We start from the raw sequence: 23,754 nt of genomic DNA, 5'->3' as shown, positions 1-23,754 counted from the left end.
AAAATACCATTTCAAGAGCTTAGCCGAGATGAGTCATATAGTTGTGGCGATAATTATGTGGTATGTCAGATTAGCAGATGAAATGTTAATTTTAAGTCATTGTTTTAAAAGGATTTAGCGCTTGAAGTTAACTTGTATTGGTTTGACTAAATCCTATAAAAATACACTTGTATTCCATCACCTGAACTTGGTATTTGGAGCCCAAAATAATCTGTTAGTAGGTAAAAATGGAAGTGGTAAATCGACTCTCTTACGAATTATTGCGAGTTTAGAGCGAGCAAATTCAGGCTCATTAAATTGGAGTTTAAAACAGGAGCCGCGTGTCGCGCTTGCCAGTGAATCCGTACTACCCCCCAATGTATTCACCGCCAATGAAGTTTTCGATTTGCTGCTGCGCTATCAAAACATCGATAAGCAAAAGCAAGGCGAGTTAATCACTGCGCTTGGTTTTGAAGCGTTCCTTAATCGACGTATTGATGAGCTTTCTTCAGGGTCACTTAAAAAACTTTTGCTTATCTGTGCCGTTGCGCAGCAAAGTGATGTCCTCCTGCTGGATGAACCCTTTGCTAACTTAGATGAGCAGAGCAAATCGGTGATTAAAAAAGTTGTTTCAGAAGATTCTCGCTTCAAGATTATTGTCGACCATCAACAACTGCTTGAAGGTTTGCAGGTGGTTTACCTCGATGCAAACAATACTACATCGCCTTTATGATTAGCGCGCCAAAAATTCCTAGCTTTAACGAGTTAATGACGCGAAAGACTAAGCGTTTTATTCAGAATAACCGCCAGTTGTACCGTTTTTTTATCGGCTTTATGCTCTTTATGGGGCCGATAGCTGGGGCTGCCATGTTGTTTTTTGCTCCCCTACTTGGTTACCTGTTTGTAACTGCTGAGTTTTTTGGGGTCCACTTGGGCTTGAGTGCAATTATTGCGGTTTTCAGTTTGATCTCGGTGCAGTCCTATTTCATTTACTGGCAGAGCAGTGAACTTCAGTTCTTACAACTTAACATGAATCAGAAAGCCGCTTTTTTTGCGCACCTGAAAGCACTTATACAACGCTCAAATACCTTTCACCTTATAATACTTGCCGCGTTTTATCGCATTGATGTTGACCTAAAGTCGGTGCTCTATGTTGTTCTCGCGTACAGCATATTCATCGCTATATTTTGCTGGCGCTATAGGAATTATCTAGGCAATCAGAGCCGGTTTCAAGAGACGCTAAGTGCTTATGTATTTATGTTCGCTCAGAAAATACGCTTTGTAAGGATTAAGACTGTTTTATTGTTAATGAGTTCTGGTGGATGGTTACGATTACTACTGGTTTTTGGCACGTATGCTCTGTTGTTTAAATTAGCAAATAGTCGTATCGCTTGGGAGTATTCAATTGGGATTGGTCTGGCTTTATTATCGCTGAATCTCTTCTTCGTTCGGCAAACGTTCAAAATTATCCTATTAAATATTCAGCGGACCGAGATGTTTTGGCTTACTTTAGGGCCTGCAATTCTGGCATCTTTATATTCCAAAGCGAAGGTATTCAGCATGGCATTGGTAGCCATCAATATTCTTATTATTGTTGTAGCTAAGACATGCCCTCTCGATATCTCCTAGCGATATCTGATTTTAAATAGAACCAAGAATCTTCGGGTAGTTCAACTTTTGCTCGGCCATAAGAAATCAGAGAGCACTGTCCGTTATTAAGGCATTGAAGTATTAAGGCTTGAAGTTGACGACGCTTCAAAAATATCAGAATCTATTAAAATTTAGGTTCTATGGGCTGCCTGTGCAGCTCTTGTGTAAGTTGAGCCGATGGTCGGATTTTGATGAAGCGCAGTTTCTCCAGTGGCGTTAAACTGGTTGTTTGATTAAGCGCTCAGGGGGCATCTATAAAGCCAAACTTCTATCACCCCATTGGCAATCTTTGCCAATATCAGCCATAATTTTTGTATACTGAGTATTTGGATATAGATAATGGCAACACTAAATGTATCGCTTCCTGATGAAATGCGGACGTGGATTGATGAACAAGTAAAAACTGGTAAATTTGCAAATGCTAGTGATTATATTCGCGATTTAGTACGTCGCAATCAGAGTGAACGAGAGGCAATTAGCTTAGCTTTGATAGAAGGTGAATTGAGCGGGAAAAGTCACAAGAATGTCTTGGATATTTTTTAAAGCTAAGAAAACTCGAGCTTCAAGATGAATAAATACATCCTCTCCAACAAAGCAGAGGAGGATATCTCGGTAATTTACGATTATTCAGCCAATACTAATGGCGTAACTCAAGCTGGGGCCTACCTTGTCGCTCTACATGAAGCTCTGGTTATTTTAACGGAAACTCCTAGTGTAGGTACTTCAGCGCAGGACATTAGAAAGAATTACCTACAATTCCCAGTTCATAGGCACATGGTCTTCTATAGAAAAGTCGATGACGGCATTTTCGTCAGTAGGGTGCTTCATCAACAAATGAAATTTTCAATGCATCTTTCCGGTTGAAACACATAGGAAAGCCCCCCAAGATAGCGAAAGCGTCAAGTCAAATAAGTAAAACAAACTACCTATTAAATTTCCGCAATTTGTCTCAAGATGCCTTTGACGCTTCGGGGCTGGAGCGTACGCAGACCGTGTGAAAACTCATATTTATGGTTGCTGTTTTTAAATTGAATAATACAGTAATTCTAAGTCCACTATAATTGTTGAAGGAGTGTTTCCACAACTCTCATGTCTTCATTGCAGATATGAGACCGCTAACGCCCATGATATTCATCATTCTTTTGAAGTTGTATGCCAAGACCTGCAAACTTACCTCTGTTTTTACATGTTTTAATGATCTTGTCAGTTGTTGTTGCGCTCCTGCCCATTGCTTTATTGTGCCAAAGGGATGCTCGACGGTTTGATGCCTCAATGTCATTGCGTTTGGCATGTTTTTATAAGCTTGTGCCACGCGTTCAACATGCTCCTCATCATCGAGTCTTCGGATCCGTCTTACTGCTGGTGATGTTGTGCACCGCGATTTCATAGTACAACCTTTGCAGGTCATGACCGACATGTAAGCGCGTAGCGGTTTTCCTTTGTCAGTTGAAACAAAGCTAAACGGGATATCTTTGCCAGCAGGACATTCATAAACGTCTTTTTCTTTGTTATAGACAAAGTCTTCTTTGGTAAACAGTCCTTTTTTTCGATTAGCCGAACTTAGTGCCGTCAATAGCCACGATGGCATCCGCAAACATATGTTGCACTTACAAGCAGCCTCAGTGAACTATCGTATTGCTGTTGGGAAAGATATTGGCAAGAAAGTATTTACACTGCAAACTTTGCCTGCACAAGATGAAGATAACTATGGCCAATTGGCACAAATAGACGGGTTTAGTTTACATGCTGGAGTGTTCGCTGATACGCATCAAGCACAAAAACCAGAGCGCCTTTGCAGATATATTGCAAGGCCAGCAGTCAGCGAAAAACGATTAAGCTTAACCGCCACAGGCAATATCAGATACGAACTCAAGACGCCTTACAAAGACGGCACTACACATGTTTTCTTTTCACCATTTGACTTCATAAGTAAGCTCGCTGCACTGGTTCCACCGCCTAGACTCAACCTTACTCGTTTTTATGGCGTGTTTGCTCCTAACAGTAATGTAAGAGCGCGAGTCACCGCTTCCCAACGTGGAAAGAACAGCCCTCGGTTAGCCGAGGACTTAAAAGACTCAGATAAGCCATACCATGCACGCAGTATGAGCTGGGCTCAGCGGTTAAAAAGAGTATTCAATATTGACATTACTATTTGCGAAGCGTGTGAGAGCAACAATGTCAAGATAATCGCCTGCATTACAGAGCCTGCTATCATCAACAAGATATTGATGTACTTAGACAAAGACGGCCCCCCGATTACTGCGAATACTTGTCGAGCCCCGCCACTTTTCGAATCTGCTCAAATCACAGTGGGGGATGACTACACCATCGAACGAGATTTTGACTTTGGGGCATAAGTGTTAAATCAAAAGAGAGCTTGAACATGCAATATGTTGAGGCAAAAGCCTCTATAAATCTGATTTCAAATTTTAGTACTAAAGGCCAGGTTACCTGCTTGTCTTAACGACTACTTAATTAGCGCTATTTTCAGGACACTCATTCGATATATGTAAAAGCCCGACTTAAATACAGCTGTTACTTTGTCTTGCCTATAGCGTTTATTCTTCTTATCCTTAAAAAATGTCTGCACACCGCCTATTTATTTCGCTGGGTAGCTTCAATTTCGCCGTTAATAACATCCTGACGCTGGTGAATGGGCAGCTCTTGTTGGAAAAACTCAGCATGCGCTCGGGCATCGCTAACAAGGTAGTTCTCGTTTTGGCAGTCAACCCCGTACGCCAACAGACGAATACACGTTGCTCTGTCCAGTGCACCGACATAAGCCGACGAATCTGAATTGGCACACCCTGCGAGCGCGACCAAAGCGGTGCCTAGCCCCATTAGTACTTTGACGTTCGCGTACTTATTTTTACCCTGCATAACTCCCTCGCTCTCTTTTTTGCTCATGCCGACTATGACTATAAACAACACAGAGAGTTCCGACAAACAATTCTGCTAAGACATAAGGATGATATGGGTTACGTTGACGTCCCTGTGTGTGATTACAAAATGGTACGTTATCGCTGCGAGTCGGCGTTGACACAGTACGGCATTGTTGCAGCCCTCACAACACTGATTTTACAATGGCATTAGGAGGGTCTGTCGATTCAGTGCTGCTGGTTTTATTCTACAATACTAAGGCAAGCGAATTATTTATGCCTCAAAAATGCGTTTATGAAAAAATAAGGATGCTCTTTTAGTCACAAACAGCGAGCAAACCGTCATCAACACACCTACCTATGATAATTTAAGGAAAAGCACAGTGAAGCCCAAAAATGTTGAAGAATACATTTTGTGTCAGCCAATTGAAGCTCAAGAACGGTTGAATGAATTGCGAAGCTACCTAAAATATGACGACAGCACGAGCTTTAAGACTGTTCATGAGGCAGGCGTTACTGCAATTGTTCCGAAGATCCGTACTTCGGCTAATCGAAAAAAAGGACTGTTTACCAAAGAAGACTTTGTCTATAACAAAGAAAAAGACGTTTATGAATGTCCTGCTGGCAAAGATATCCCGTTTAGCTTTGTTTCAACTGACAAAGGAAAACCGCTACGCGCTTACATGTCGGTCATGACCTGCAAAGGTTGTACTATGAAATCGCGGTGCACAACATCACCAGCAGTAAGACGGATCCGAAGACTCGATAATGAGGAGCATGTTGAACGCGTTGCACAAGCTTATAAAAACATGCCAAACGCAATGACATTGAGGCATCAAACCGTCGAGCATCCCTTTGGCACAATAAAGCAATGGGCAGGAACGCAACAACAACTGACAAGAACATTAAAACATGTAAAAACAGAGGTAAGTTTGCAGGTCTTGGCATACAACTTCAAAAGAATGATGAATATCATGGGCGTTAGCGGTCTCATATCTGCAATGAAGACGCCATTCGCGAAGCCGACTATATTGTCGACTTTGGCCCTCGCGCGGGTGTCCACGGCGGTCAAATTATCGCTCAGGTTTCGCTTAAAGTCATACTTAATAGTGAACAATCACTTACCGGAAAATATCTTTCTGGCAGAGAAAAAATCGAGGTGCCAGCCAAGCTTTGTGCACCCGTTGACGATAAGTGGCTGGTATTAGAAGGTGCTACAGGCAATAACCTGAAATCGGTCGAGTTGCGCATTCCGGTTGGCGTTTTGACCTGCGTTACCTGTGTGTCAGGTTCGGGTAAGTCAACCCTAATCAACGACACGTTTTACTGCATCGCACATCGCGAATTAAACAAGGCGACTACGTCAGAGCCAGCACCTTACAAGACGATGAGTGGGCTTGAGTTGCTTGATAAAGTGGTGGATATAGACCAAAGCCCCATTGGTCGTCCCCCACGCTCAAACTCGGCCACCTATGCCGGTATCTTTATACCTATTCGTGAACTGTTTACGGGCACGCAAGAAGCGCGCAGCCGCGGATATAAACCTGGGCGCTTTAGCTTTAACGTAAAAGGTAAGCGCTACAACCGCGAAACACTGAAAGTGAAGTACAAAGACAAAAATATCCACGAAGTGCTGGAAATGATCGTTGAAGACGCGCGCGACTTCTTCGACCCTATCCCTGCCATTGCGAGAAAGCTGCAAACGTTAATTGATGTCGGCCTGTCGTACATCAGACTCGGCCAGACGGCCACCACCTTGTCGGGCGGTGAAGCGCAGCGGGTGAAACTGGCAAAAGAACTGTCTAAACGCGACACCGGCAAAACCCTGTACATCTTAGATGAACCGACCACCGGGTTGCACTTTCACGACATCAAACAATTACTCGCCATGCTGCACCGACTGCGCGACCATGGCAACACGGTTGTGGTAATCGAGCACAAACTTGACGTGATAAAAACCGCTGACTGGATTGTAGATCTAAATTCGGAAGGCGGGTCAGGTGGCGGTGAAATCATTGCTGAGGGAACATCTGATACCATTGCCAATAGCAAACAGTCACATACCGGCCACTTTTTAAAGCCGATGCTGTAAACCAATCAGGCCACCAATGCGGGCTGTTCACTTATCACAAAAATGACATCACCATTTCAAAAACGCCGATTGCTGCGAAAGCAAGTCCACCACCGACGAGTACACCCGCGAAAAAGGCCGTTTTGGTTTGTGGCTGTGTGAGGTCTAACTTATCTGCTTTATCAAACAGTGGCATACTTATTCTGCCCAATGTTCTGCCCAATGTTCTGCCCAATGTTCTGCAAAAAATGAGGCGGTGAGACAAACACTGGTGCCGATCAGTAATCCTGCACCTAACGGCGTTAAAGCGAGTCCTGCCGCTGTCATTCCAAACCCTATTGTCATAAAGCCCATTTGAGCACCGATCTGAGTGCTTTGACTTATCCCACCAGAAACTCGCTCGATGTCTTCTTTTTGGAGAGATGCAAAATCACTGCGTTCCTTGATACTCATACTTGTTCCTTCTTGATTAGTTTTACTGTTTATGTTTGGCTTTCAACCGTCTTATGATAAGAGGCGTGCGTTACTTTTTATACTGAACACCAATCTAGATTTAGCGCAACAGCAAACATCGGTAATTGACAACTCCTCTCCTTGTTAAATAGTAAACCATCCCTCTTTGTGATGTCACTTCGCACCGTGCTACTGTAATAAACCGGATAAATAACAATAAACACTTTCATGAGTACACCGCTACAAACGTCGTTTGATGTGCGTTTTTATGAAACAGACGCACTTGCCCATGTGAGTAACACCGCTTTAGTTGGCTGGTTTGAAGCTGCCAGATAGCCAATTTTTCGGGTGTTCAGCCCAGAGCTTGATCTGCAAAGCTGGCCATTGATTCTGGCGAGTTACAAACTAAAGTCAAAAGTTCAGAAAATTGTCAGATACTGGTTGAGCGATAGAGCGTGTGGTTTGCATGTGTTGGCATACAATCTGAAACGAATGATATCGATATTCGGAGTATCAAACTTGATATCAGCAATAAGGGCATAGTCGCGCCTTATTGGTATCCACGCGAGAATAGCGGCGAAAGCCAACCATTGCAGCAAGCAATGTTAGAATTCCTCCAAGTGAACCACCAGAACTATCTTCGTCCTCATTGAGTGCCGGAAGCGCAACTGGATCGTCGTCGACAAAATTGAAGATAGCAATAAACGGGTCGTGATCAGAGCTTCTAAACGGACCAATATCAGTAAACGCATAACCCTCTTCATCTGGGTAAAATCGCAGTGCTTGGTTATATTGAAGCTAGTACGCTTCAAAAGAGTTGATGTTCCAGTGTGTACCATCAACCGCGTCTGCTAAACTATCTTCCGATATTTGCTGTTCAAGCATCGCCACTATTACCGCATCACCTTGTGGCGTTACTACTGTACCGCGATACATCAGCCCAACAGTAATTGCTTCAGTGCCAATTTGCGTGTTATCAGCAGTACTGATAAACGCGTATTGTTCTGCTTCGCCAAGCTGGGCATTAATGGCATTAAGTAATGATTGAATAGTACTATCATCGCCAAAACCGTTGTTCTCAATTTCCATTAGACCGACCACGTCAGCATTTAAATCAACAATGGCTTCTACTATACGACCTTCTTGAAGTGCCAAAGCCGCTTCACTTTCAGCGCCGCGATTATTGTCGTAGTCGAACGTCAGTTCACCGTTTTCATCTACATCACCATTGAAATAGTTCAGAACGTTGAAGGTAGCCACTGACAGAATGCCCTCGCTTATCACTGGCGTGTCTTCACGGATAGAGGTAACCGAAATGACTTCCGTAGGGTTGATACGGTAAGTTCCAAAACTGAAATTCAGCGGGCCTGATGCAGACACTGTGTCGCCAATTCGAATAGTGTTTGCGTAGCTAAAGTTGGGGAAGAAGCTGATAGCATCTGGGAACTGCGAACCGCTGTTATCTTCTATCGTTAGCAACCGGATTATGTCCCAGTGTGCTCTGCCAACGCAGGCATCGTCAAAATCATTGGATGTAAAAATGACGGTATCGCCGTGTGAGCCCTTTTCGGTCAGAAACCCAAAATTAGACAAGTGGCAATCACCCACAATACTTGTCAGAGGAATGGCATTAAGGTTGTCTGGCAGGGATATGACCCCATTATACACATCGGAGTAAAATAGCTGTGGCAGAACCGCGGAAGAAAACAAAAGGGCTTGAAGCCATTTTTATATGTTTCCCAATAGACCTTGACGGTGTCGAACCATCAATTCTGGCAATGTCTTGGGCAAGTCGCGAGTTTCACATTAGACTACTCCGGTGTTATATCGCGTTGTTTTTAATCATATTTGATAAGTTTTAATCGTTCGATTCAATAACTTGATTAGACGATTCACATTTACCAATTAGTGTTTTATAAATTAGCGCGTTATGCTTTGCATCAAGTTGAAGGGCACTTGAATTTCGCGAAACAAAAATTGCAAAACCAAGTGGTCATAAAAAACGTAAAGATTACTCTCGTATGCTACTGGCTTACGGATCTAATTTAACATCATTCTTTCATAAAACCAGAACGGAGAATTTCAACATGGCAATGATCAATACTGCTATTAAGCCTTTTAAAGCAACAGCGTTTAAAGATGGCGAATTTATTGACGTAAGTAATGAAGACATTAAAGGCAAATGGTCAGTATTCGTATTTTACCCAGCTGATTTCACATTTGTATGCCCAACTGAGCTTGGTGACATCGCTGATAAGTACGAAGAGCTACAGTCTCGTGGCGTAGAAGTATTCTCAGTATCTACTGACACGCACTTCACTCACAAAGCATGGCACGATTCTTCAGACACAATCAATAAGATCAAATTTGCAATGATTGGCGACCCAACTGGCGAAATCACACGCAACTTCGATTGTATGCGTGAAACAATGGGTCTAGCTGACCGTGCAACGTTTGTTGTCGACCCAGAAGGTATCGTTCAAGCAATGGAGATTACTTCTGAAGGTATTGGCCGTGACGCAGATGACCTAGTACGTAAAATTAAAGCTGCTCAGTACGTTGCCAACAACCCAGGTGAAGTTTGCCCAGCGAAATGGAAAGAAGGCGAAGCAACACTAGCACCTTCATTAGACCTAGTTGGTAAAATCTAAGTACTGACATAACTAGCGCGTTTTTACCGAAACGCAACTAGTTGATAGGGAGTGAATTCTCGCTCCCTTTATTCAATTTTTATTTAACTTTCCAGTTTCCGCTTACAAGTTAACCAACAAAATGGTTGGCGGGGATCGGCATGTCGAAAATAAGGCAGGATAACCGTGTTAACTAAAGAAATTTTACAAGCATTGAAGGGTTATACCGAGAAAATGCAAAAAGACGTAACCTTTGTCGTACAGACCGGTGAACACAGCAAGCGTGAAGAGCTTGTTGGCTTTCTGTCCGACATTGCAGGTATAAGCGATAAACTTAGCGTCGAAGAACGTGACACCAACGGCGTACTTCGCAGTTCTATCAGCTTTTTATTAGAAGCTGATGGCGAGGATACGGGGATCAGATTCTCAGGTATTCCGGGCGGTCATGAGTTTAACTCACTGATTTTAGCCATGCTGCACGCTTCAGGAACCGAATTAAAGCTAGATGACAGCGTAGCGTCTATAGTAAAAGCAGTGAGCGAACCACTTAACTTTGAAGTGTTCATCAGCCTAAGCTGCCATAACTGCCCAGAAGTGGTTCAAGCGTTGAATCAGTTTGCGTTAATCAATCCGAATATTACGTCTGAGATGATAGACGGCGGTTTGTATCAGAACGTTATTGAAGAACGTGACATTCAGGGCGTACCAAGCGTTTACTTAAACGGCGAACTATTCGCTAACGGTAAAGTAGATGCTGCTGTGCTTATTAATAAGCTTATTGAGCAAGATCCAAGTTTAAAAGACGCCAACAAAGGCGAGTCAATGCCGTTACAAGACGTTACCGTTATTGGCGGTGGTCCAGCTGGTGTGGCATCTGCTATCTACAGCGCTCGTAAAGGCTTAAAGGTATCAGTTATCGCAGAAACATTTGGCGGCCAAGTTAAAGACACCATGGGCATTGAGAATTTAATTTCGGTGTCGAAAACCACAGGCCCAGAGCTGGTAGGTAACTTGATGGAACACGTGCGCGACTATGACATTACGCTTAAAGAGCATGTGCGTGTTGATAACATCGAAAAAGGCAATATCAAAACGATTACGCTTTCTTCTGGCGAGCAAATTCGTACTCGTAGCCTTATTGTTGCCACCGGCGCTCGTTGGAGAGAACTAGGTGTGCCTGGTGAGAGAGAGAACGTAGGTAACGGCGTAGCATACTGCCCACACTGCGACGGCCCTTTCTTTAAAGGAAAAGACGTTGCAGTCATTGGTGGTGGTAACTCAGGTATTGAGGCGGCCTTGGATTTAGCCGGTATTGTGAAATCGGTGACTGTTTTTGAATTTATGCCTGAATTAAAAGCAGACCAAGTATTGATTGATCAAGCAAACAAGCGTGACAACATTACCATTATTAAGAATGCGGCAACGCGTCAGATTTTAGCTGAAAATGGTAAAGTGAACGCAATCGAGTACCAAGATCGCACTACTAATGAAGTGCACACAAAAGCGTTAGCCGGTGTGTTTGTTCAAATTGGTCTGGTACCAAATAGCCAATTTATGAAAGATACCGTAGAGCTTACTCAGTACGGCGAAGTTGTTATTGACGGTAAATGTCATACTTCCGAGCCTGGCATATTCGCTGCCGGCGATGTGACAACAGTGCCTTACAAGCAAATCGTAATCTCGATGGGCGAGGGGGCTAAAGCGTCGTTAGCCGCTTTTGAATACTTGCTTAGCCATGAAGTCGCAGAAATCGAGGAGACCAGTGAAAAGAAAAGCGAAGCAAAGGGTAATAAAGAAACAGCCGCTGCGTAGCTTCATACTGGTTACAACTAAAAAACCGGATAAGCCTGCTTATCCGGTTTTTTAATGGGCGCGGTTTAGTTGAATTTACGCGCGGCTTTGGAACTTGCGTTCCTCAGTGTTCACCTTGATCCATTCGCCAGTGCTAATGTATTCAGGAACTTGCACCACTAGGCCAGTAGATAAAGTAGCTGGCTTGGTGCGCGAGGTTGCTGAAGCGCCTTTAATTGACGGGTCGGTTTCAACCACTTCTAGCTCTACGCTCATGGGTAAATCTAGGGCAACAGGCACATCACTCACAATTAACACCTGAATAGACTCAGTCTTTTCATTAATGAATAACGCTTCATCAGCAATACTTTCTTTGTTTAGGTGATAAGGCGTGTAATCTTCATTATCGAGAAACACATAGTCATCGCCGTCAATGTACGAAAACATTACGGGACGGCGCACTAAATCAGCCATCTCTAACATGTCTGAGTCTTTAAATGTTTCGTCGAATTTAGCGCCGCTGACGACATCGTACATACGCATACGATATATGCTTCCGCCAGCGCGGCCCTGAGGTACTGAACGGTCAATATCTCTTACAATACACGTTTTTCCACCGTAAACGATGGTGTGATTTTTTTTAATTTCACTTGCCTTTGGCATGGTATTACCCTGTTATTAATGGCTCTATCTACGCTTAACCATGTTAAGTTTCCCCGCTATCTTCCGCTATTTTGCACCAATGCGGAAGTGGATTGTAGCTAAAGTTGTCGCTAAAAATGATGGTTTAAAGAAATTGTCGTTCATATTGAGGGCGATGCTGGTTAGGTGAACCGTACCCGTGCTGTGCTAATTACGCTTGTTACGTTTCCACGTGCCGCCGTAAATATAATCAACACAATCAGATGCCTCTAGCTGGCAAGGCTTACAGATAATATGCCACTCACCCTTATAACTAACGCGATACTGAACGTCTGCTTCCACCTTGCAGTTGTCGCATTGTCGTGGCGGCCTTTCTCTTGTCTTTTTTCCCACTTATGCTTTCCTACCTACACTTTCCACCTTGTACATTCCTACTTAAAAGCCCACTAACTCAATCGCTATCTATTTGCGCTGTCGAGCTCTAGATTTTCTTTGCTACGACAACAGCGATTGCCGAGCCTTTACCCACCATTTTACCCCATAATTTCATGGCATGCGTTGGGGGAGTGGTCATTGCATTGTACGCTTCGTCTCGGTGACTTTGCTCATCCAACTGACACTGCCTACATTTCTCTAGCACGTCAAAGGGCGCAGTTTCAACGCTCTCAAGTAGCCTGCACTGCGCTTCGTAGTGCTCATCAACAAAATATTCAACGCAGTAGATGGTATAAAAAAACCAGTTGCGCCCCAAAACCCTCGGAAGAAAACCTGTTATAAAGCCCGCAACCATCCAAAGCAGTAGCATATAGCTACCTCGAAATGGCGGCATGTGGTTTTCAAATATATCGAGATGATTCTTTTCAGTAACCAGATGCTCAGAAGCAAACGAAGACACGCTATGGTTTCTTTTTTGCTCTTCCTTTTGCTTTCGACTTTGTATTGGCGAGCTTAACTTAGCCCAAAGGCCTGTCACTATACTGACTAAGAAATCGGCGGTAAGGGCGCCGCGGTAAATCCAAACTGCCCCGGTCTCGCCGGCGTGACTAGCTCGTAACTCTTTGTCCACAATACTTATCGAATTGTCGGTCATCACTTTGCTTCTTATCGACATCACTTTTCCTCGTTAACAGAGAGCCAACAACTCATAGAAAGCCACACATAGTGCAACCAGCTGTACCGTATTAATTAACACGGTAACGCGGTGGTATATTTGGAATTTCTTTTCCTGTTGGTTATCGGTGGCGTGATTTGCCAGCGGCATAAGTATCTGACGGCTAATAATGAAGCCGAGTGTGACAGGCGCTACCAGCCAGGCTACCTGCCAATGGTTACTCATAATTGCAGAAGCGGTAGCAAGTAAACTCAGTGCGCCAAAATACAAATAATAAAAGGGAAAAAAGGTGCGAATAAAAGGCCGGGCGACGTCGCTTGGGAGTTTTATAAAAATCAATGGCGCAAATAGAGCTTGGAAAGTCACCATGCCGCCAACGATAACCACAAGACACCCGCATAATAGAAGAACCATAAACACAGCACTCGTAATAAATGAGTAGTTAATACCGCTGTGGCTACAGTAAAAGATTGATACTTAACGAATTGTAATTTTATAAAAAGAAAGCAAACCTAAAACTAGGTGCATACGCTAGACATTTAACCATTTGCCTTGCCATGCAAGAAAGAGTTGCTGAAAAAACGACCTGCAAATCGCAGTATGGCCAAGAATCATATGACCTAGCACAATATGATGTGATACAGCACGGCTCAGTGGCGCATGGCCTAATATAACTAAAATAAAGAGTCTATTTTGAAATTGAGTTGGTATGTTAATTGAGACTAATTAACACAAACAACATGAGACTGCACCGTGGGCACTGCCATTTTTCGATTCTTTTTTCGCTCCTTTATAAAAATGCTTTTTCTTCTCTGTATTTGCGCGGCCTATTTCTCTTTTTGGCCAGTACCCATTTCACCCGCATCCTGGCAAGCGCCAATAGATAATGGCCTAGATGGAAGCTTCAAGCAAAATGAAAAATTAAAGGCGCTTCGACATATATCAATGGCTAATGATTATGGCCCCGAGGACCTTGCATTAAGTGCAAGCGGTATCATTGCTGTATCGAGTCATTCTGGAAATATTCTTAGAAAGCGTCCCAGTGATACCCAATTTAAGGTTTGGGTTAACACGGAAGGGCGTCCTCTTGGGTTAGAGTACGATAGCGACGACAACTTACTAGTTGCTGATGCACACCGAGGCCTACTTAAAATTGATGCCGCTGGCACAGTTAGCGTATTGGTCGATAGAGTAGAAGATGGTGGCAAGGATACATCGATTGTTTTCGCCGACGATGTTGATATTGCCGATAATGGAATAGTCTACTTTACTGATGCGACATCGAAGTTTGCTGCTCAAGAATACGGCGGAACGCTGAAGGCCAGTATGCTTGAGATAATGGAGCACAGTGGAAATGGGAGGCTTATCGAATATAACCCCGTTACTGGGATTTCAACTGTGATAATGGATGCACTCATTTTTGCCAATGGAGTCGCCATAAGTAACAACGGCGATAGTGTGCTTGTGAATGAAACGGGAAAATACCGTGTATTACGCTATTGGTTAAAAGGCGCTAATAAAGGCAGGGTAACTGTGTTTATGGATAACCTACCAGGGTTTCCAGATAATATTAGTACCACCAAGAACGGGAATTATTGGCTGGGCTTTGCCGCACCACGCAACAGCATGATTGATAAACTATCCGCCAGCCCTTTCTTACGAAAGGCCGTAATGCGCTTGCCAGCCGCGTTAAGTCCAAGTGCAGAGGCCCTCGGGCACGTAATAAAAGTGAGCTCAACAGGTGAGGTACTACAAAGCCTTCAATCCGCCGACGGGGACTATGCGTTTACCACCGGTGCACTTCAAACGGCGGACGGGCTTTATATCTCAAGTTTAACAGAGTCTTCTATAGGCTTTATACCTAGTGCAGAAATGCCATTTAAAGACAGTGAGTAACTGATTTTAAACGATCAATGTCCTAATAATATTCCAGTAATATTCTCGCTGTATTCTCATCATTTTATTAGCGTTTGTTTACAAAATTTTAAATTAGATAAATGTTAAATTGCGGATGTGTGTGGCATTATCAACGTAGAGCTGAGAATTTATTCACCGTGCTGTGATCAGAGAGCCACTTTACGCAGAGCTACGTCTACGCAGAAAGCAGGGTTTACGCAGAAAGCAATGTTTACTCCACTGGTTGCGAAAAGGAATATTTGTATGAAAGTAAGCAATTTTTCATCATTTAGAGAGCTAACGATTGCTGCTCTTGTGATTTCATCTGTCACCGCGTGCGGTGGTAGTGGTTCTTCAACCACCACACCTGAATCGAGTGTCGCTCCTCCTCCTGTATCAGAAGCGCCAAACGCCCCTGATTGGCAAGCAGGCGTTTACGAGCCGGAAGAAAATTTTATCAACCAATGTGAATCGCCAAGAAGCGGTATCGATCCATTTTCAGGTAATCCCTATCCTGATGAAGCGGGCACTGCAATGGATGAAAAGCTGTGGATGCGTTCATGGACCAACGACACTTACCTGTGGTACGACGAAGTTGACGACAACGACCCAGCCAGCTTTTCAATCTCAGAGTACTTTGCACAGCTCAAAACTACGGAGCTCACGCCCAGCGGCACACCTAAAGACAATTTTCATTTCTCCCGCGCTACCGAGGAATACAACACGTTAACGCAAACTGGGGTGTCATCCGGTTACGGTTTTGAGTGGGAGTTCGTTAGCTTGACTGCGCCTAGAGAGCTCATTGTGCAGTATACCGAGCCTAACTCACCCGCAGCGAGCTCAGGTGTTCCCCGTGGTGCGTCGCTGAAAACCATCGACGGCGTAGATTTTGTCAATGCTAATACTCGAGCCGAGGTAGATGTTATCAACGCGGGGCTATTTCCGAGTGAAAGTGGCAACACCACCAACCTGACTTTTCAGCTTGTGGACGGTAGCGAGCTATCGGTGAGCGTTACCTCTGCTAATATAGAAGTATCGCCGGTTCAAAACGTCACTGTACTTGAGACCAGTGCGGGCAAAATGGGGTATTTTCAGTTCAATTCCTTTATTCGTACAGCGCAAGGCTCACTAATAAACGCATTTGACCAATTTGTGAATGACAACGTTACCGAGCTTGTTATCGATCTTCGATATAACGGTGGTGGGCTACTTGCCTTAGCATCTCAGCTTTCGTACATGGTGGCGGGCCCAAATCAAACCAACGGTGCTATTTTTGAGACGTTACAGTTTAACGATAAGTATCCAACAAGAAACCCAGTAACCGGCTCTACTATTAGCCCCACACCGTTTTACTCAACAGAAATAGATTACAATGCGGGTGTGCTCACAAATACCTTACTTCCTAATTTATCGCTAACTACAGTTTATGTCATTACGACCGGCTCTACCTGTTCTGCCAGTGAAGCGGTGATTAACTCATTGCGCGGTGTGGATGTAGAAGTGGTACAGATAGGTACACCCACGTGCGGGAAGCCTTATGGGTTTTATCCAACAGATAACTGCGGAACCACCTATTTCACTATTCAATTCCAAGGTGTGAATAATAAAGGGTTTGGTGATTTCGCCGATGGCTTTATGCCTAGCTCAACGCCCAACTTTGACTTTGAGTTACCAGGTTGCGATGTGCAAGATGACTTCACCAAACTACTTGGCGATGCCAGTGAAGGTATGCTGTCAGCGGCAATACAATACGCAGAGTCTGGCGCATGCCCAGCAAGTACTGCATCTTCAACGTCGGCATCTTCAATAAATGGGCCACAACCTAATGCGCCATCTGACAGCCAAGCAAGTGGTCAAACTACTGCGAGCGAGTCGTCCCTAGCAATAAAGCCACCTCATACCCAGCGAGATGAGTTGATACTGCATAATAAAATTAACGAGCCTATTCTTCGAGACGACAATTAATGGCATCTATAAAGCTCAAAAGAGACCTCGGTATTAGTTATAGTACTAGCCATACCGAAACAACGGCTGAAAACACCATTAAAACACCTGCGCTATGGTTTATAGGCAAAGCAAAGCGCACGTCTGCCTGTGTATTAACACTTGTTTTAACCACGACAGTAGGGTGCGCTTCCACAAAAGCTGATTCACCTGAAATGGCCTTACTTGCAACATCATCTCAAGCTGTGGCAACCTCAGGGGCTAAGTTAGACAGCGTGGCTGTTATCGAATCGGCGATTGGTCAGTGGTTTGGCGGTATGGATATTACTCTAGCAGATACTGCGTTTACTGCGTCGTCTTCCTTAAGCATAGAGCGAAAGGGCGCTATGGATAAGCGAGGTTTGCCTCTTAATGGCAGGCACAGCAACCCTGCATTTGTGTTCACGTTGCTAAAACGCGGTGATGAATGCTTTATTCGTAACGAACAGAACGCTGAAGAGAAGCTGCTTGAAGGGGTCGATTGTACGTCGGTGAATCGATAGTTCGATATGTCTTAGTTGTGACATGTGAGCTGCGGAATATAAATCCTCATACACAAAAAGGGCCTTTTAATTGTTAAAAGGCCCTTTTTTAGTTTTTAAAACTTATGTTTAACCCTGCTTTTTTATTGCGCTGTCTTTCGTTTATTTACATCGAGCTTATTCATACTGTGCTTATCTAGACCGCTGGGCTTTAGGTCTGTTTGACTTGTTGCCCACGTTGACAGCTTGATTACCGCTAAATCCACCTTTACTGGCGCCGCCCTTGTTTGAACGAGAGCTTTGCTCCTGACGGCCTCCTGATTTGGTGTTTTGGGTGTTGCTTTTACTACCGGTCTTGCCATTGCTTTTACGCTGGAATGAAGGAGGTAGGCCGGTGTGCTTGGTCAACGCGCGCTCACCTTTGCGCCCACGTTGCGCTTTTTGACGCTTTTCATCGGCAGTTTCAGGTGGCACCAAGTGCTGTGGACCGCGACCAATAAGATCTTCTCTGCCCATAGTGACTAACGCTTTACGAATTTGCGCAAAGTTTTTAGGATCGTGATAACGCAGCATAGCCTTGTGAAGACGGCGATGAATTTCACCTTTTGCTGATGGCACTTCTTCACTGTCTTTCGTGACTTTACGAAGAGAGTTTATCTCTGTGTGGTACATGGTCGTTGCTGTGGCCATTGGCGAGGGGTAAAAATTTTGCACTTGATCTAGCTTAAACTTATTTTCTTTAAGCCATATAGCAAGACTAAGCATGTCTTCGTCGGTAGTACCTGGATGAGAGGCAATAAAATACGGAATTAAGTACTGCTTTTTACCTGCTTCTTCAGAATACTTGTCGAACAGCTCTTTAAAGCGATCGTAGGTGCCCATACCAGGCTTCATCATTTTAGAAAGCGGACCTTCTTCAGTGTGTTCCGGAGCAATTTTTAAATAGCCACCCACATGGTGTAACGCCAGCTCTTTAATGTATTCAGGATCTTCAATGGCTAAGTCGTAACGAACGCCGGAAGCAATAAGAACTTTCTTAATACCTGGCAAGTTACGCGCACGGCGATATAAATCGATAGTGGGCTTATGATCGGTGTCCATGTGGGCACAAATACTGGGGTACACACATGAGGGACGACGACAGGTTGCTTCCGCTTTAGGGCTTTTACAGCGCAAGCGATACATGTTGGCTGTAGGGCCGCCCAAATCAGAAATAACGCCCGTAAACCCCGGTACAGTATCGCGAATTTGCTCTATCTCTCTGATGATAGAATCTTCAGAGCGACTTTGAATAATACGGCCTTCATGCTCAGTAATAGAACAGAACGTACAGCCACCGTAACAGCCTCGCATAATATTGATGCTGAAGCGGATCATGTCGTAGGCTGGAATTTTCGCATCACCATAAACCGGGTGAGGTATGCGCTGATACGGTAAATCAAACACAGCATCCATTTCCTCAGTTTCAAGAGGCATCGCTGGTGGATTTATCCAAATATGTCGGTCGCCATGGCGCTGCATAAGCGCTCGTGCGCAGCCTGGGTTGGTTTCTTGATGCAAAATTCGCGATGTGTGGGCGTAAAGCGTTTTGTTGTCTTTTACCGTCTCGTAAGCAGGAAGCTTAACGTACACATTCTCCCAAGGCTTACGCTTTTCTTTCTCTTTCTGAGGTGGCTGAATAACAATGGGCGCGGCGTCGGGCGCTTCGCTACTTTTGCTATTTTTTTCCTCAGAATCACATTCCGGCTCCATAATGTAGGGGCTTGGAATAGGATCTATTTTGCCAGGACGGTCAAGGGATGTGGAGTCTACACCCTGCCACTCGGGCAATGCCTCTTTAACGATAATAGCGGTGCCGCGAATATCGCGCATGTCAGCTATATTTTCACCTGCGGCTAAACGGTGCGTGACTTCAACCAGCGGACGCTCCGCATTTCCAAAGAAAAGCATATCGGCTTTTGAATCGAATAATACCGAACGGCGGACTTTTTCGCTCCAGTAATCATAGTGAGCAATGCGGCGCAAACTGGCTTCAATACCGCCAGCAATAACGGGTACATCCTTAAACGCCTCACGACAACGCTGTGCATACACCGTTACCGCTCTATCTGGACGCTTACCACCTACGTTGCCCGGCGTATAGGCATCGTCATGACGCAGCTTTTTGTCTGACGTATAGCGGTTAATCATGGAATCCATGTTGCCGGCTGTCACACCAAAATAAAGGTTTGGCTTGCCAAGTTTCATAAAGTCGTCTTTGCTCTTCCAGTCTGGTTGAGCAATGATGCCTACGCGAAAACCGTGGGCTTCTAATACGCGGCCAATAACCGCCATTCCAAAACTGGGGTGATCTACATAGGCGTCGCCCGTGACCAAAATAACATCGCAGCTATCCCAACCTAATGCATCCATCTCCTCCTTTGACATAGGAAGAAACGGCGCTGTGCCAAGGCAGTGGGGCCAATATTTAGGGTAAGAAAACAGACTGCGGTCGGCTTTAATGGTGGCTTGCATAATGATCACATATAAAAAACAGAGTTTGCCTGAAAAGCTTGGGCGTGTTGGCCCTAGGCAAATTTTCAGAAATGGGCTGCAATCATAGCAGTGTTGATGCGGTGGTGGTATAGCGCTGTCATTAAATAAGCGCCCTTTGTATACTTAGGCGAATGTGAGTAATAAAAATGAAGATACCGCTATGGCTTACTGGTTGTTTAAAACCGAACCCGACGCTTTTTCTATTGATGATTTAGCACAACGGCCAAACCAAACTGAACCCTGGGATGGTGTAAGAAACTACCAAGCGAGAAACTTTCTTCGCGACAGTATAAAACTAGGCGACTTAGTGTTTATTTATCACTCGAGTTGCAAAACGGTGGGTATCGCGGGAGTGGCCGAAGTTGTGAAAGCAGGCTATCCAGATGCTAGTCAATTTAACCCCGAGTCCAACTACTACGATATTAAGGCAACCACTGACAAGCCTAGATGGTACTGCGTGGATGTAAAACACGTAGAGTCGTTTCACCGTGTGCTTCCTCTTTCTGAAATAAAAGCGATGCCAAATATTACAGAAATACCATTGGTAACCAAAGGCGGGCGTTTATCGGTGATGCCGGTAACAGAAAATGAATGGCAGCAGCTCTATGCTGCTGCCAAGTAGTGCGATAGCTCGTCTATTTAGCTCAGTATGCTAGCCCAGCATTTGTCACCGTGGGCTAGCTTACTGTATTGGCGCTTCAGTATTTATGGCTACTTTTTTGATAGGGTAAAAGTAGTGTCTGCCTCGCGAAGAATGTACAGTGCAAAGCACGCGCCCCACATTGGCCAAGCGGCAAAAAAGAGCAAATGACTGAACGCGTCGATATACTGCGGGAATGATGATAGCGTTGAGCCACCGTGAAGTAAGAAGATAAGCCCGTAGGTATATCGCTTAGCCACGCCGCCAAGAAAAGCGAAAACAAGTACAAGCTGAAATAGGCCCATTATGTATACTGCCATTTCTGGCACACCGCCAATACCGTAGAACTTTTCAAATATAGCCATGCCGTGTGCAGGGTTGACAAATTTATCGAGTGTCCACACGAACATCACGATAAACACAGTGACACGCAGTGCCAGTAACGCCCAAGGTAGTCGAGTAGTAATAACATCTGATTGCGCAGATAGGTGTGAATGTGTAGCTGATTGACCCATAAAGGGCTCCAATTGGTTATGAGATAAATGTGGTTAATAAAGAACGGAGTCGAGAACAAAAAATTTCAAAAAGTAAAAAATGCGCTGAAATTTTTTTAATAACGTATCGGTCTTGTCACATAATATAAAAAAACGGAAACATAAATGAATAACCTAGTAGGCCTTGCCATCAGTACTTTGTCTCTTGCAGTTAGCCAGGGCGTGCAAGCACAACAAACCCAAGAACGGGATATTGAAGTTGTCGAAGTGAAAGGAAATGCATCTTCACTTGGCAATTTAAATCCGGGTGACAATCAATTGAAAGGTCTTTTTGGCGCAGGCATGTCGGCGGCAGAGACACCTCGTTCGGTAACATCCTTGTCTAGCGAGGCACTAGAAGCATTTAACATTAATGATCTACACGACATTGTCAAAGCTGCACCCAATGCCTATGCATCAAGTGGTTTTGGAACACCGAGCTTACCGAGTATAAGGGGTCAATTAGGTGAACTGTTCCAAGATGGAATTCGTCGCCAGGCCGGCAACAATGGTTTTGGGCTGCCGCTATCGTTTAATGGCGTAGAGCAAGTCGACGTGGTTAAAGGCCCATCTCCTGTATTGTTTGGTAGTACCCAGCGAAACGGTGGATTTGTTAATTTGCAAACTAAAGTCGCCTCAACACAAGGGGCGCAGGGCAAGGTGACACTTCGCGCCGGTCGTTGGGAGCAATATTCTGGGCAGGTCGATGTGAATAGGGCGATTGAAGAAGGCAAAAGCGGCTTTCGCGTAAGCGCAGAATATCTCGACCATGGCAGCTTTTATGATTTTGCGGAGCGAGACAGCGTTAATCTCTTCGCTGCCTATCGCTACACCCCAAGTGATGCATTGACGTGGGATATTAGTGCTGAATACTACGATACCGATTATCCGGACAACGCGGGTATTAACAGGCCCACTCAGTCGTTAATTGATGATGGCTTGTATATTACCGGTCAGGGCGTTCAGCCTAACGGCAGCACGGTACCCGGCGCGGGCGCAATAATTTCACCCACCGGTGAGGTAGTTATTCCACGAAATCGTGTGTTTACCAACCCCGATGATATTAATGGTGCAACCACCACCGTGGTGCGCAGCAGCATCGACTATCAATACGCTGACAACATCACTATTCGCAACTTATCGTATTATCAATATTTAGAGCGCGAGGAAGTGGCCCAAAACAGCTTTGTCGAAATAATTGATGGTGCTGATACCTTCGAAAATAGAACGGAAGTTGATTATCAGTGGTCTGATTCGCACACCACAACGGTTGGATTGTCAATTCGCTACAACGATGTATTGGGCTACAGCCAATTTACCACTGAAGCCGATAATCCTATCGATTTAACCGGCCCGCTTTCAAACCGCGTAATTCCCCTTACCGATGCACAGAAAGCCCGATTAGTGCAGTTGCGCCCAGGCGTATTTGTTTCTCCTGGTGCTCAATACGACCTAAACGGTGACGGGGCTGGCGATTTCAATTTATCTGACACCACAGACTCTACCACATGGCAAACCGGCATAGTGGTGCAGCAGCAATCAAGGTGGACCGATAATTTAACCACTATTGCCGGTGTGCGAATTGATTACTACGACGTTGAAGCGCGAGATGCTCTATCACCAGAAGGCGTTGAGGCTGCCTCTGATACCTACAGCGATACTTTAAGTAGTTATCAGTTAAGTGCCGTTTATAAGCTTACCAATGCGGTAAATCTGTACGCTGCATTTTCCGAAAACGATGCCACCTCAAATAGCATGGCAGGTGGCACTGTGCTTGGCGGGAACAATGAAATTGACCCACTGAACTTTGCTACTGAAAATACGCTATATGAAGTTGGTGTAAAATATTCACCTAACGGAAAATGGTACGCAGAGGCATCGGTGTTTGACCAAACCCGTAGTTTGCGTAACCGCGATGGCAGCAATAGCGGTGTTAAAACACAGGGCGCAGAGCTTCAGGTGTTTTACGAATATAACGATGTATGGGTAAACGCAGCGTATAGCTACTTAGACGCACGCTTTGATGACTCTGCAGCCTTCCAAGAAACATCCCAGGTTATCGATGCCTTTGACAGCAGCCGCCCGGATATTATAAGTGGTACCGGCGTTGGTTCACCCTCGTTCGCCGCGTTTGCCCCTTCGGATAACCGAGTGCAGGGGATACCTCGTCAAATGGTGTCATTGAATACAGGCTGGCAGTTAACGGATGACCTCGCCGTAGGCGCTAGCGCGCTTTACACCAAGTCGTTTCCATTAGACTTCTTGCAAACGGTAAACATACGTGACCAGTATTCCCTTGACGTAAATGCGGACTATCGAGTTAATGAACAATTACGTGTTCGTGCAGACGTTATAAATGTCACTGATCAGGACAACTGGCAACCACTGTTTGAAGGGGGCTTTTTTGGTGCAACCCTTGTTATGCCGAATGTACCTCGTCATGTTCAGTTAACTATGCAGTATGCGTTTTAAGCACACA

Annotated in this window: 21 protein-coding genes and 4 pseudogenes; 15 read left to right on the top strand and 10 right to left on the bottom strand. The window is 44.6% G+C overall.

Annotated features, from left to right (window positions below):
- The first annotated feature begins 121 nt into the window (after positions 1 to 121).
- The 4 genes from ACOJR9_RS11095 to ACOJR9_RS11080 all read left to right on the top strand — a co-directional run bounded on the left by ACOJR9_RS11095 (position 122) and on the right by ACOJR9_RS11080 (position 2,493).
- On the top strand, positions 122 to 712 hold the full coding sequence (locus tag ACOJR9_RS11095; protein ID WP_420933043.1) for an ABC transporter ATP-binding protein: 591 nt from the start codon (positions 122 to 124) through the stop codon (positions 710 to 712).
- Positions 713 to 747: 35 nt separating this feature from the next.
- A complete protein-coding gene (locus tag ACOJR9_RS11090) occupies positions 748 to 1,608 on the top strand; it encodes a hypothetical protein (protein ID WP_420933042.1) in 861 nt (286 codons plus the stop codon).
- A gap of 360 nt (positions 1,609 to 1,968) precedes the next feature.
- A complete protein-coding gene (locus tag ACOJR9_RS11085) occupies positions 1,969 to 2,172 on the top strand; it encodes a type II toxin-antitoxin system ParD family antitoxin (protein WP_420933041.1) in 204 nt (67 codons plus the stop codon).
- 24 nt (positions 2,173 to 2,196) lie between these two features.
- On the top strand, positions 2,197 to 2,493 hold the full coding sequence (locus ACOJR9_RS11080) for a type II toxin-antitoxin system RelE/ParE family toxin (RefSeq protein WP_420933040.1): 297 nt from the start codon (positions 2,197 to 2,199) through the stop codon (positions 2,491 to 2,493).
- A 223-nt stretch (positions 2,494 to 2,716) separates the two neighbouring features.
- Here the strand turns inward: ACOJR9_RS11080 and ACOJR9_RS11075 are convergent.
- Positions 2,717 to 3,190: pseudogene (locus ACOJR9_RS11075) on the bottom strand (transposase); the annotation flags it as partial.
- Positions 3,191 to 3,227: 37 nt separating this feature from the next.
- On the opposite strand from ACOJR9_RS11075, the gene ACOJR9_RS11070 reads away from it, so the two are divergent.
- A complete protein-coding gene (locus tag ACOJR9_RS11070) occupies positions 3,228 to 3,986 on the top strand; it encodes a transposase (RefSeq protein ID WP_420933039.1) in 759 nt (252 codons plus the stop codon).
- Between the two features lie 238 nt (positions 3,987 to 4,224).
- Here the strand turns inward: ACOJR9_RS11070 and ACOJR9_RS11065 are convergent, their stop codons facing one another.
- Complete coding sequence (locus tag ACOJR9_RS11065; protein ID WP_420933038.1) at positions 4,225 to 4,560, bottom strand: hypothetical protein; 336 nt, start codon at positions 4,558 to 4,560, stop codon at positions 4,225 to 4,227.
- Between the two features lie 418 nt (positions 4,561 to 4,978).
- Here ACOJR9_RS11065 and ACOJR9_RS11060 point away from each other — a divergent pair.
- Positions 4,979 to 5,518: pseudogene (locus ACOJR9_RS11060) on the top strand (transposase); the annotation flags it as partial.
- Positions 5,509 to 6,600 (top strand): annotated as a pseudogene (locus ACOJR9_RS11055) (ATP-binding cassette domain-containing protein); the annotation flags it as partial. The pseudogenes ACOJR9_RS11060 and ACOJR9_RS11055, both read left to right, overlap by 10 nt.
- Before the next feature lie 34 nt (positions 6,601 to 6,634).
- On the opposite strand, the gene ACOJR9_RS11050 reads toward ACOJR9_RS11055, so the two are convergent.
- Positions 6,635 to 6,775: a hypothetical protein gene (locus ACOJR9_RS11050; protein WP_420933037.1), complete on the bottom strand. Its 141-nt coding sequence runs from the start codon at positions 6,773 to 6,775 to the stop codon at positions 6,635 to 6,637.
- A gap of 2 nt (positions 6,776 to 6,777) precedes the next feature.
- Positions 6,778 to 7,032, bottom strand: a complete 255-nt coding sequence (locus tag ACOJR9_RS11045) for a hypothetical protein (RefSeq protein WP_420933036.1) — start codon at positions 7,030 to 7,032, stop codon at positions 6,778 to 6,780.
- Between the two features lie 228 nt (positions 7,033 to 7,260).
- Here ACOJR9_RS11045 and ACOJR9_RS11040 point away from each other — a divergent pair.
- A pseudogene (locus ACOJR9_RS11040) lies at positions 7,261 to 7,440 on the top strand (acyl-CoA thioesterase); the annotation flags it as partial.
- Between the two features lie 390 nt (positions 7,441 to 7,830).
- Here ACOJR9_RS11040 and ACOJR9_RS11035 read toward each other — a convergent pair.
- A complete protein-coding gene (locus ACOJR9_RS11035; protein ID WP_420933035.1) occupies positions 7,831 to 8,625 on the bottom strand; it encodes a DUF2252 family protein in 795 nt (264 codons plus the stop codon).
- A 494-nt stretch (positions 8,626 to 9,119) separates the two neighbouring features.
- On the opposite strand from ACOJR9_RS11035, the gene ahpC reads away from it, so the two are divergent.
- Both ahpC and ahpF read left to right on the top strand, forming a co-directional pair.
- Entirely contained in the window at positions 9,120 to 9,683 is a 564-nt protein-coding gene (gene ahpC / locus ACOJR9_RS11030; protein WP_032096560.1) for an alkyl hydroperoxide reductase subunit C, read from the top strand.
- A 165-nt stretch (positions 9,684 to 9,848) separates the two neighbouring features.
- Entirely contained in the window at positions 9,849 to 11,474 is a 1,626-nt protein-coding gene (gene ahpF / locus ACOJR9_RS11025) for an alkyl hydroperoxide reductase subunit F (RefSeq protein ID WP_420933034.1), read from the top strand.
- Between the two features lie 75 nt (positions 11,475 to 11,549).
- Here the strand turns inward: ahpF and yeiP are convergent, their stop codons facing one another.
- The 3 genes from yeiP to ACOJR9_RS11010 all read right to left on the bottom strand — a co-directional run bounded on the left by yeiP (position 11,550) and on the right by ACOJR9_RS11010 (position 13,593).
- Positions 11,550 to 12,116 (bottom strand): elongation factor P-like protein YeiP, encoded by a 567-nt coding sequence (gene yeiP / locus ACOJR9_RS11020; protein ID WP_420933033.1) that lies wholly within the window; start codon positions 12,114 to 12,116, stop codon positions 11,550 to 11,552.
- A 460-nt stretch (positions 12,117 to 12,576) separates the two neighbouring features.
- A complete protein-coding gene (locus tag ACOJR9_RS11015) occupies positions 12,577 to 13,206 on the bottom strand; it encodes a demethoxyubiquinone hydroxylase family protein (RefSeq protein ID WP_420933032.1) in 630 nt (209 codons plus the stop codon).
- 12 nt (positions 13,207 to 13,218) lie between these two features.
- On the bottom strand, positions 13,219 to 13,593 hold the full coding sequence (locus tag ACOJR9_RS11010) for a DUF4149 domain-containing protein (protein ID WP_420933031.1): 375 nt from the start codon (positions 13,591 to 13,593) through the stop codon (positions 13,219 to 13,221).
- A 411-nt stretch (positions 13,594 to 14,004) separates the two neighbouring features.
- On the opposite strand from ACOJR9_RS11010, the gene ACOJR9_RS11005 reads away from it, so the two are divergent.
- The 3 genes from ACOJR9_RS11005 (at position 14,005) to ACOJR9_RS10995 (ending at position 17,588) form a co-directional block, all read left to right on the top strand.
- Complete coding sequence (locus ACOJR9_RS11005) at positions 14,005 to 15,102, top strand: SMP-30/gluconolactonase/LRE family protein (RefSeq protein WP_420933030.1); 1,098 nt, start codon at positions 14,005 to 14,007, stop codon at positions 15,100 to 15,102.
- A 264-nt stretch (positions 15,103 to 15,366) separates the two neighbouring features.
- Positions 15,367 to 17,067: a S41 family peptidase gene (locus tag ACOJR9_RS11000; protein ID WP_420933029.1), complete on the top strand. Its 1,701-nt coding sequence runs from the start codon at positions 15,367 to 15,369 to the stop codon at positions 17,065 to 17,067.
- Positions 17,067 to 17,588 (top strand): hypothetical protein, encoded by a 522-nt coding sequence (locus tag ACOJR9_RS10995; RefSeq protein WP_420933028.1) that lies wholly within the window; start codon positions 17,067 to 17,069, stop codon positions 17,586 to 17,588. Before ACOJR9_RS11000 ends, ACOJR9_RS10995 begins: the two co-directional genes overlap by 1 nt.
- Before the next feature lie 171 nt (positions 17,589 to 17,759).
- Here the strand turns inward: ACOJR9_RS10995 and ACOJR9_RS10990 are convergent, their stop codons facing one another.
- On the bottom strand, positions 17,760 to 20,081 hold the full coding sequence (locus tag ACOJR9_RS10990) for a YgiQ family radical SAM protein (protein WP_420933027.1): 2,322 nt from the start codon (positions 20,079 to 20,081) through the stop codon (positions 17,760 to 17,762).
- Positions 20,082 to 20,262: 181 nt separating this feature from the next.
- On the opposite strand from ACOJR9_RS10990, the gene ACOJR9_RS10985 reads away from it, so the two are divergent.
- Positions 20,263 to 20,724: an EVE domain-containing protein gene (locus ACOJR9_RS10985; protein WP_420936109.1), complete on the top strand. Its 462-nt coding sequence runs from the start codon at positions 20,263 to 20,265 to the stop codon at positions 20,722 to 20,724.
- An 89-nt stretch (positions 20,725 to 20,813) separates the two neighbouring features.
- Here ACOJR9_RS10985 and ACOJR9_RS10980 read toward each other — a convergent pair whose 3' ends face one another.
- The gene (locus ACOJR9_RS10980; protein WP_420933026.1) at positions 20,814 to 21,257 is read right to left on the bottom strand and encodes a hypothetical protein; all 444 of its coding nucleotides are present in this window, start codon (positions 21,255 to 21,257) and stop codon (positions 20,814 to 20,816) included.
- A 144-nt stretch (positions 21,258 to 21,401) separates the two neighbouring features.
- On the opposite strand from ACOJR9_RS10980, the gene ACOJR9_RS10975 reads away from it, so the two are divergent.
- Positions 21,402 to 23,747: a TonB-dependent receptor gene (locus ACOJR9_RS10975; protein ID WP_420933025.1), complete on the top strand. Its 2,346-nt coding sequence runs from the start codon at positions 21,402 to 21,404 to the stop codon at positions 23,745 to 23,747.
- The last annotated feature ends 7 nt before the right edge of the window (positions 23,748 to 23,754 follow it).

The organism is Alteromonas ulvae, assembly GCF_048987005.1.
Lineage (GTDB): Bacteria > Pseudomonadota > Gammaproteobacteria > Enterobacterales > Alteromonadaceae > Alteromonas.
The sequence above is the reverse complement of the archived record's forward strand: the minus strand, read 5'-3'. Positions and strand labels throughout refer to the sequence as shown.

Bases quoted from the DNA above. Each gene is read 5' to 3' on its own strand.
- ACOJR9_RS11090 (WP_420933042.1), top strand. From the start codon at position 748: ATGACGCGAAAGACTAAGCGTTTTATTCAGAATAACCGCCAGTTGTAC.
- ACOJR9_RS11085 (WP_420933041.1), top strand. From the start codon at position 1,969: ATGGCAACACTAAATGTATCGCTTCCTGATGAAATGCGGACGTGGATT.
- ACOJR9_RS11080 (WP_420933040.1), top strand. From the start codon at position 2,197: ATGAATAAATACATCCTCTCCAACAAAGCAGAGGAGGATATCTCGGTA.
- ACOJR9_RS11070 (WP_420933039.1), top strand. From the start codon at position 3,228: ATGTTGCACTTACAAGCAGCCTCAGTGAACTATCGTATTGCTGTTGGG.
- ACOJR9_RS11050 (WP_420933037.1), bottom strand. From the start codon at position 6,775: ATGCCACTGTTTGATAAAGCAGATAAGTTAGACCTCACACAGCCACAA.
- ACOJR9_RS11045 (WP_420933036.1), bottom strand. From the start codon at position 7,032: ATGAGTATCAAGGAACGCAGTGATTTTGCATCTCTCCAAAAAGAAGAC.
- ahpC (WP_032096560.1), top strand. From the start codon at position 9,120: ATGGCAATGATCAATACTGCTATTAAGCCTTTTAAAGCAACAGCGTTT.
- yeiP (WP_420933033.1), bottom strand. From the start codon at position 12,116: ATGCCAAAGGCAAGTGAAATTAAAAAAAATCACACCATCGTTTACGGT.
- ACOJR9_RS11015 (WP_420933032.1), bottom strand. From the start codon at position 13,206: ATGTCGATAAGAAGCAAAGTGATGACCGACAATTCGATAAGTATTGTG.
- ACOJR9_RS11005 (WP_420933030.1), top strand. From the start codon at position 14,005: ATGCTTTTTCTTCTCTGTATTTGCGCGGCCTATTTCTCTTTTTGGCCA.
- ACOJR9_RS11000 (WP_420933029.1), top strand. From the start codon at position 15,367: ATGAAAGTAAGCAATTTTTCATCATTTAGAGAGCTAACGATTGCTGCT.
- ACOJR9_RS10995 (WP_420933028.1), top strand. From the start codon at position 17,067: ATGGCATCTATAAAGCTCAAAAGAGACCTCGGTATTAGTTATAGTACT.
- ACOJR9_RS10990 (WP_420933027.1), bottom strand. From the start codon at position 20,081: ATGCAAGCCACCATTAAAGCCGACCGCAGTCTGTTTTCTTACCCTAAA.
- ACOJR9_RS10985 (WP_420936109.1), top strand. From the start codon at position 20,263: ATGGCTTACTGGTTGTTTAAAACCGAACCCGACGCTTTTTCTATTGAT.
- ACOJR9_RS10980 (WP_420933026.1), bottom strand. From the start codon at position 21,257: ATGGGTCAATCAGCTACACATTCACACCTATCTGCGCAATCAGATGTT.
- ACOJR9_RS10975 (WP_420933025.1), top strand. From the start codon at position 21,402: ATGAATAACCTAGTAGGCCTTGCCATCAGTACTTTGTCTCTTGCAGTT.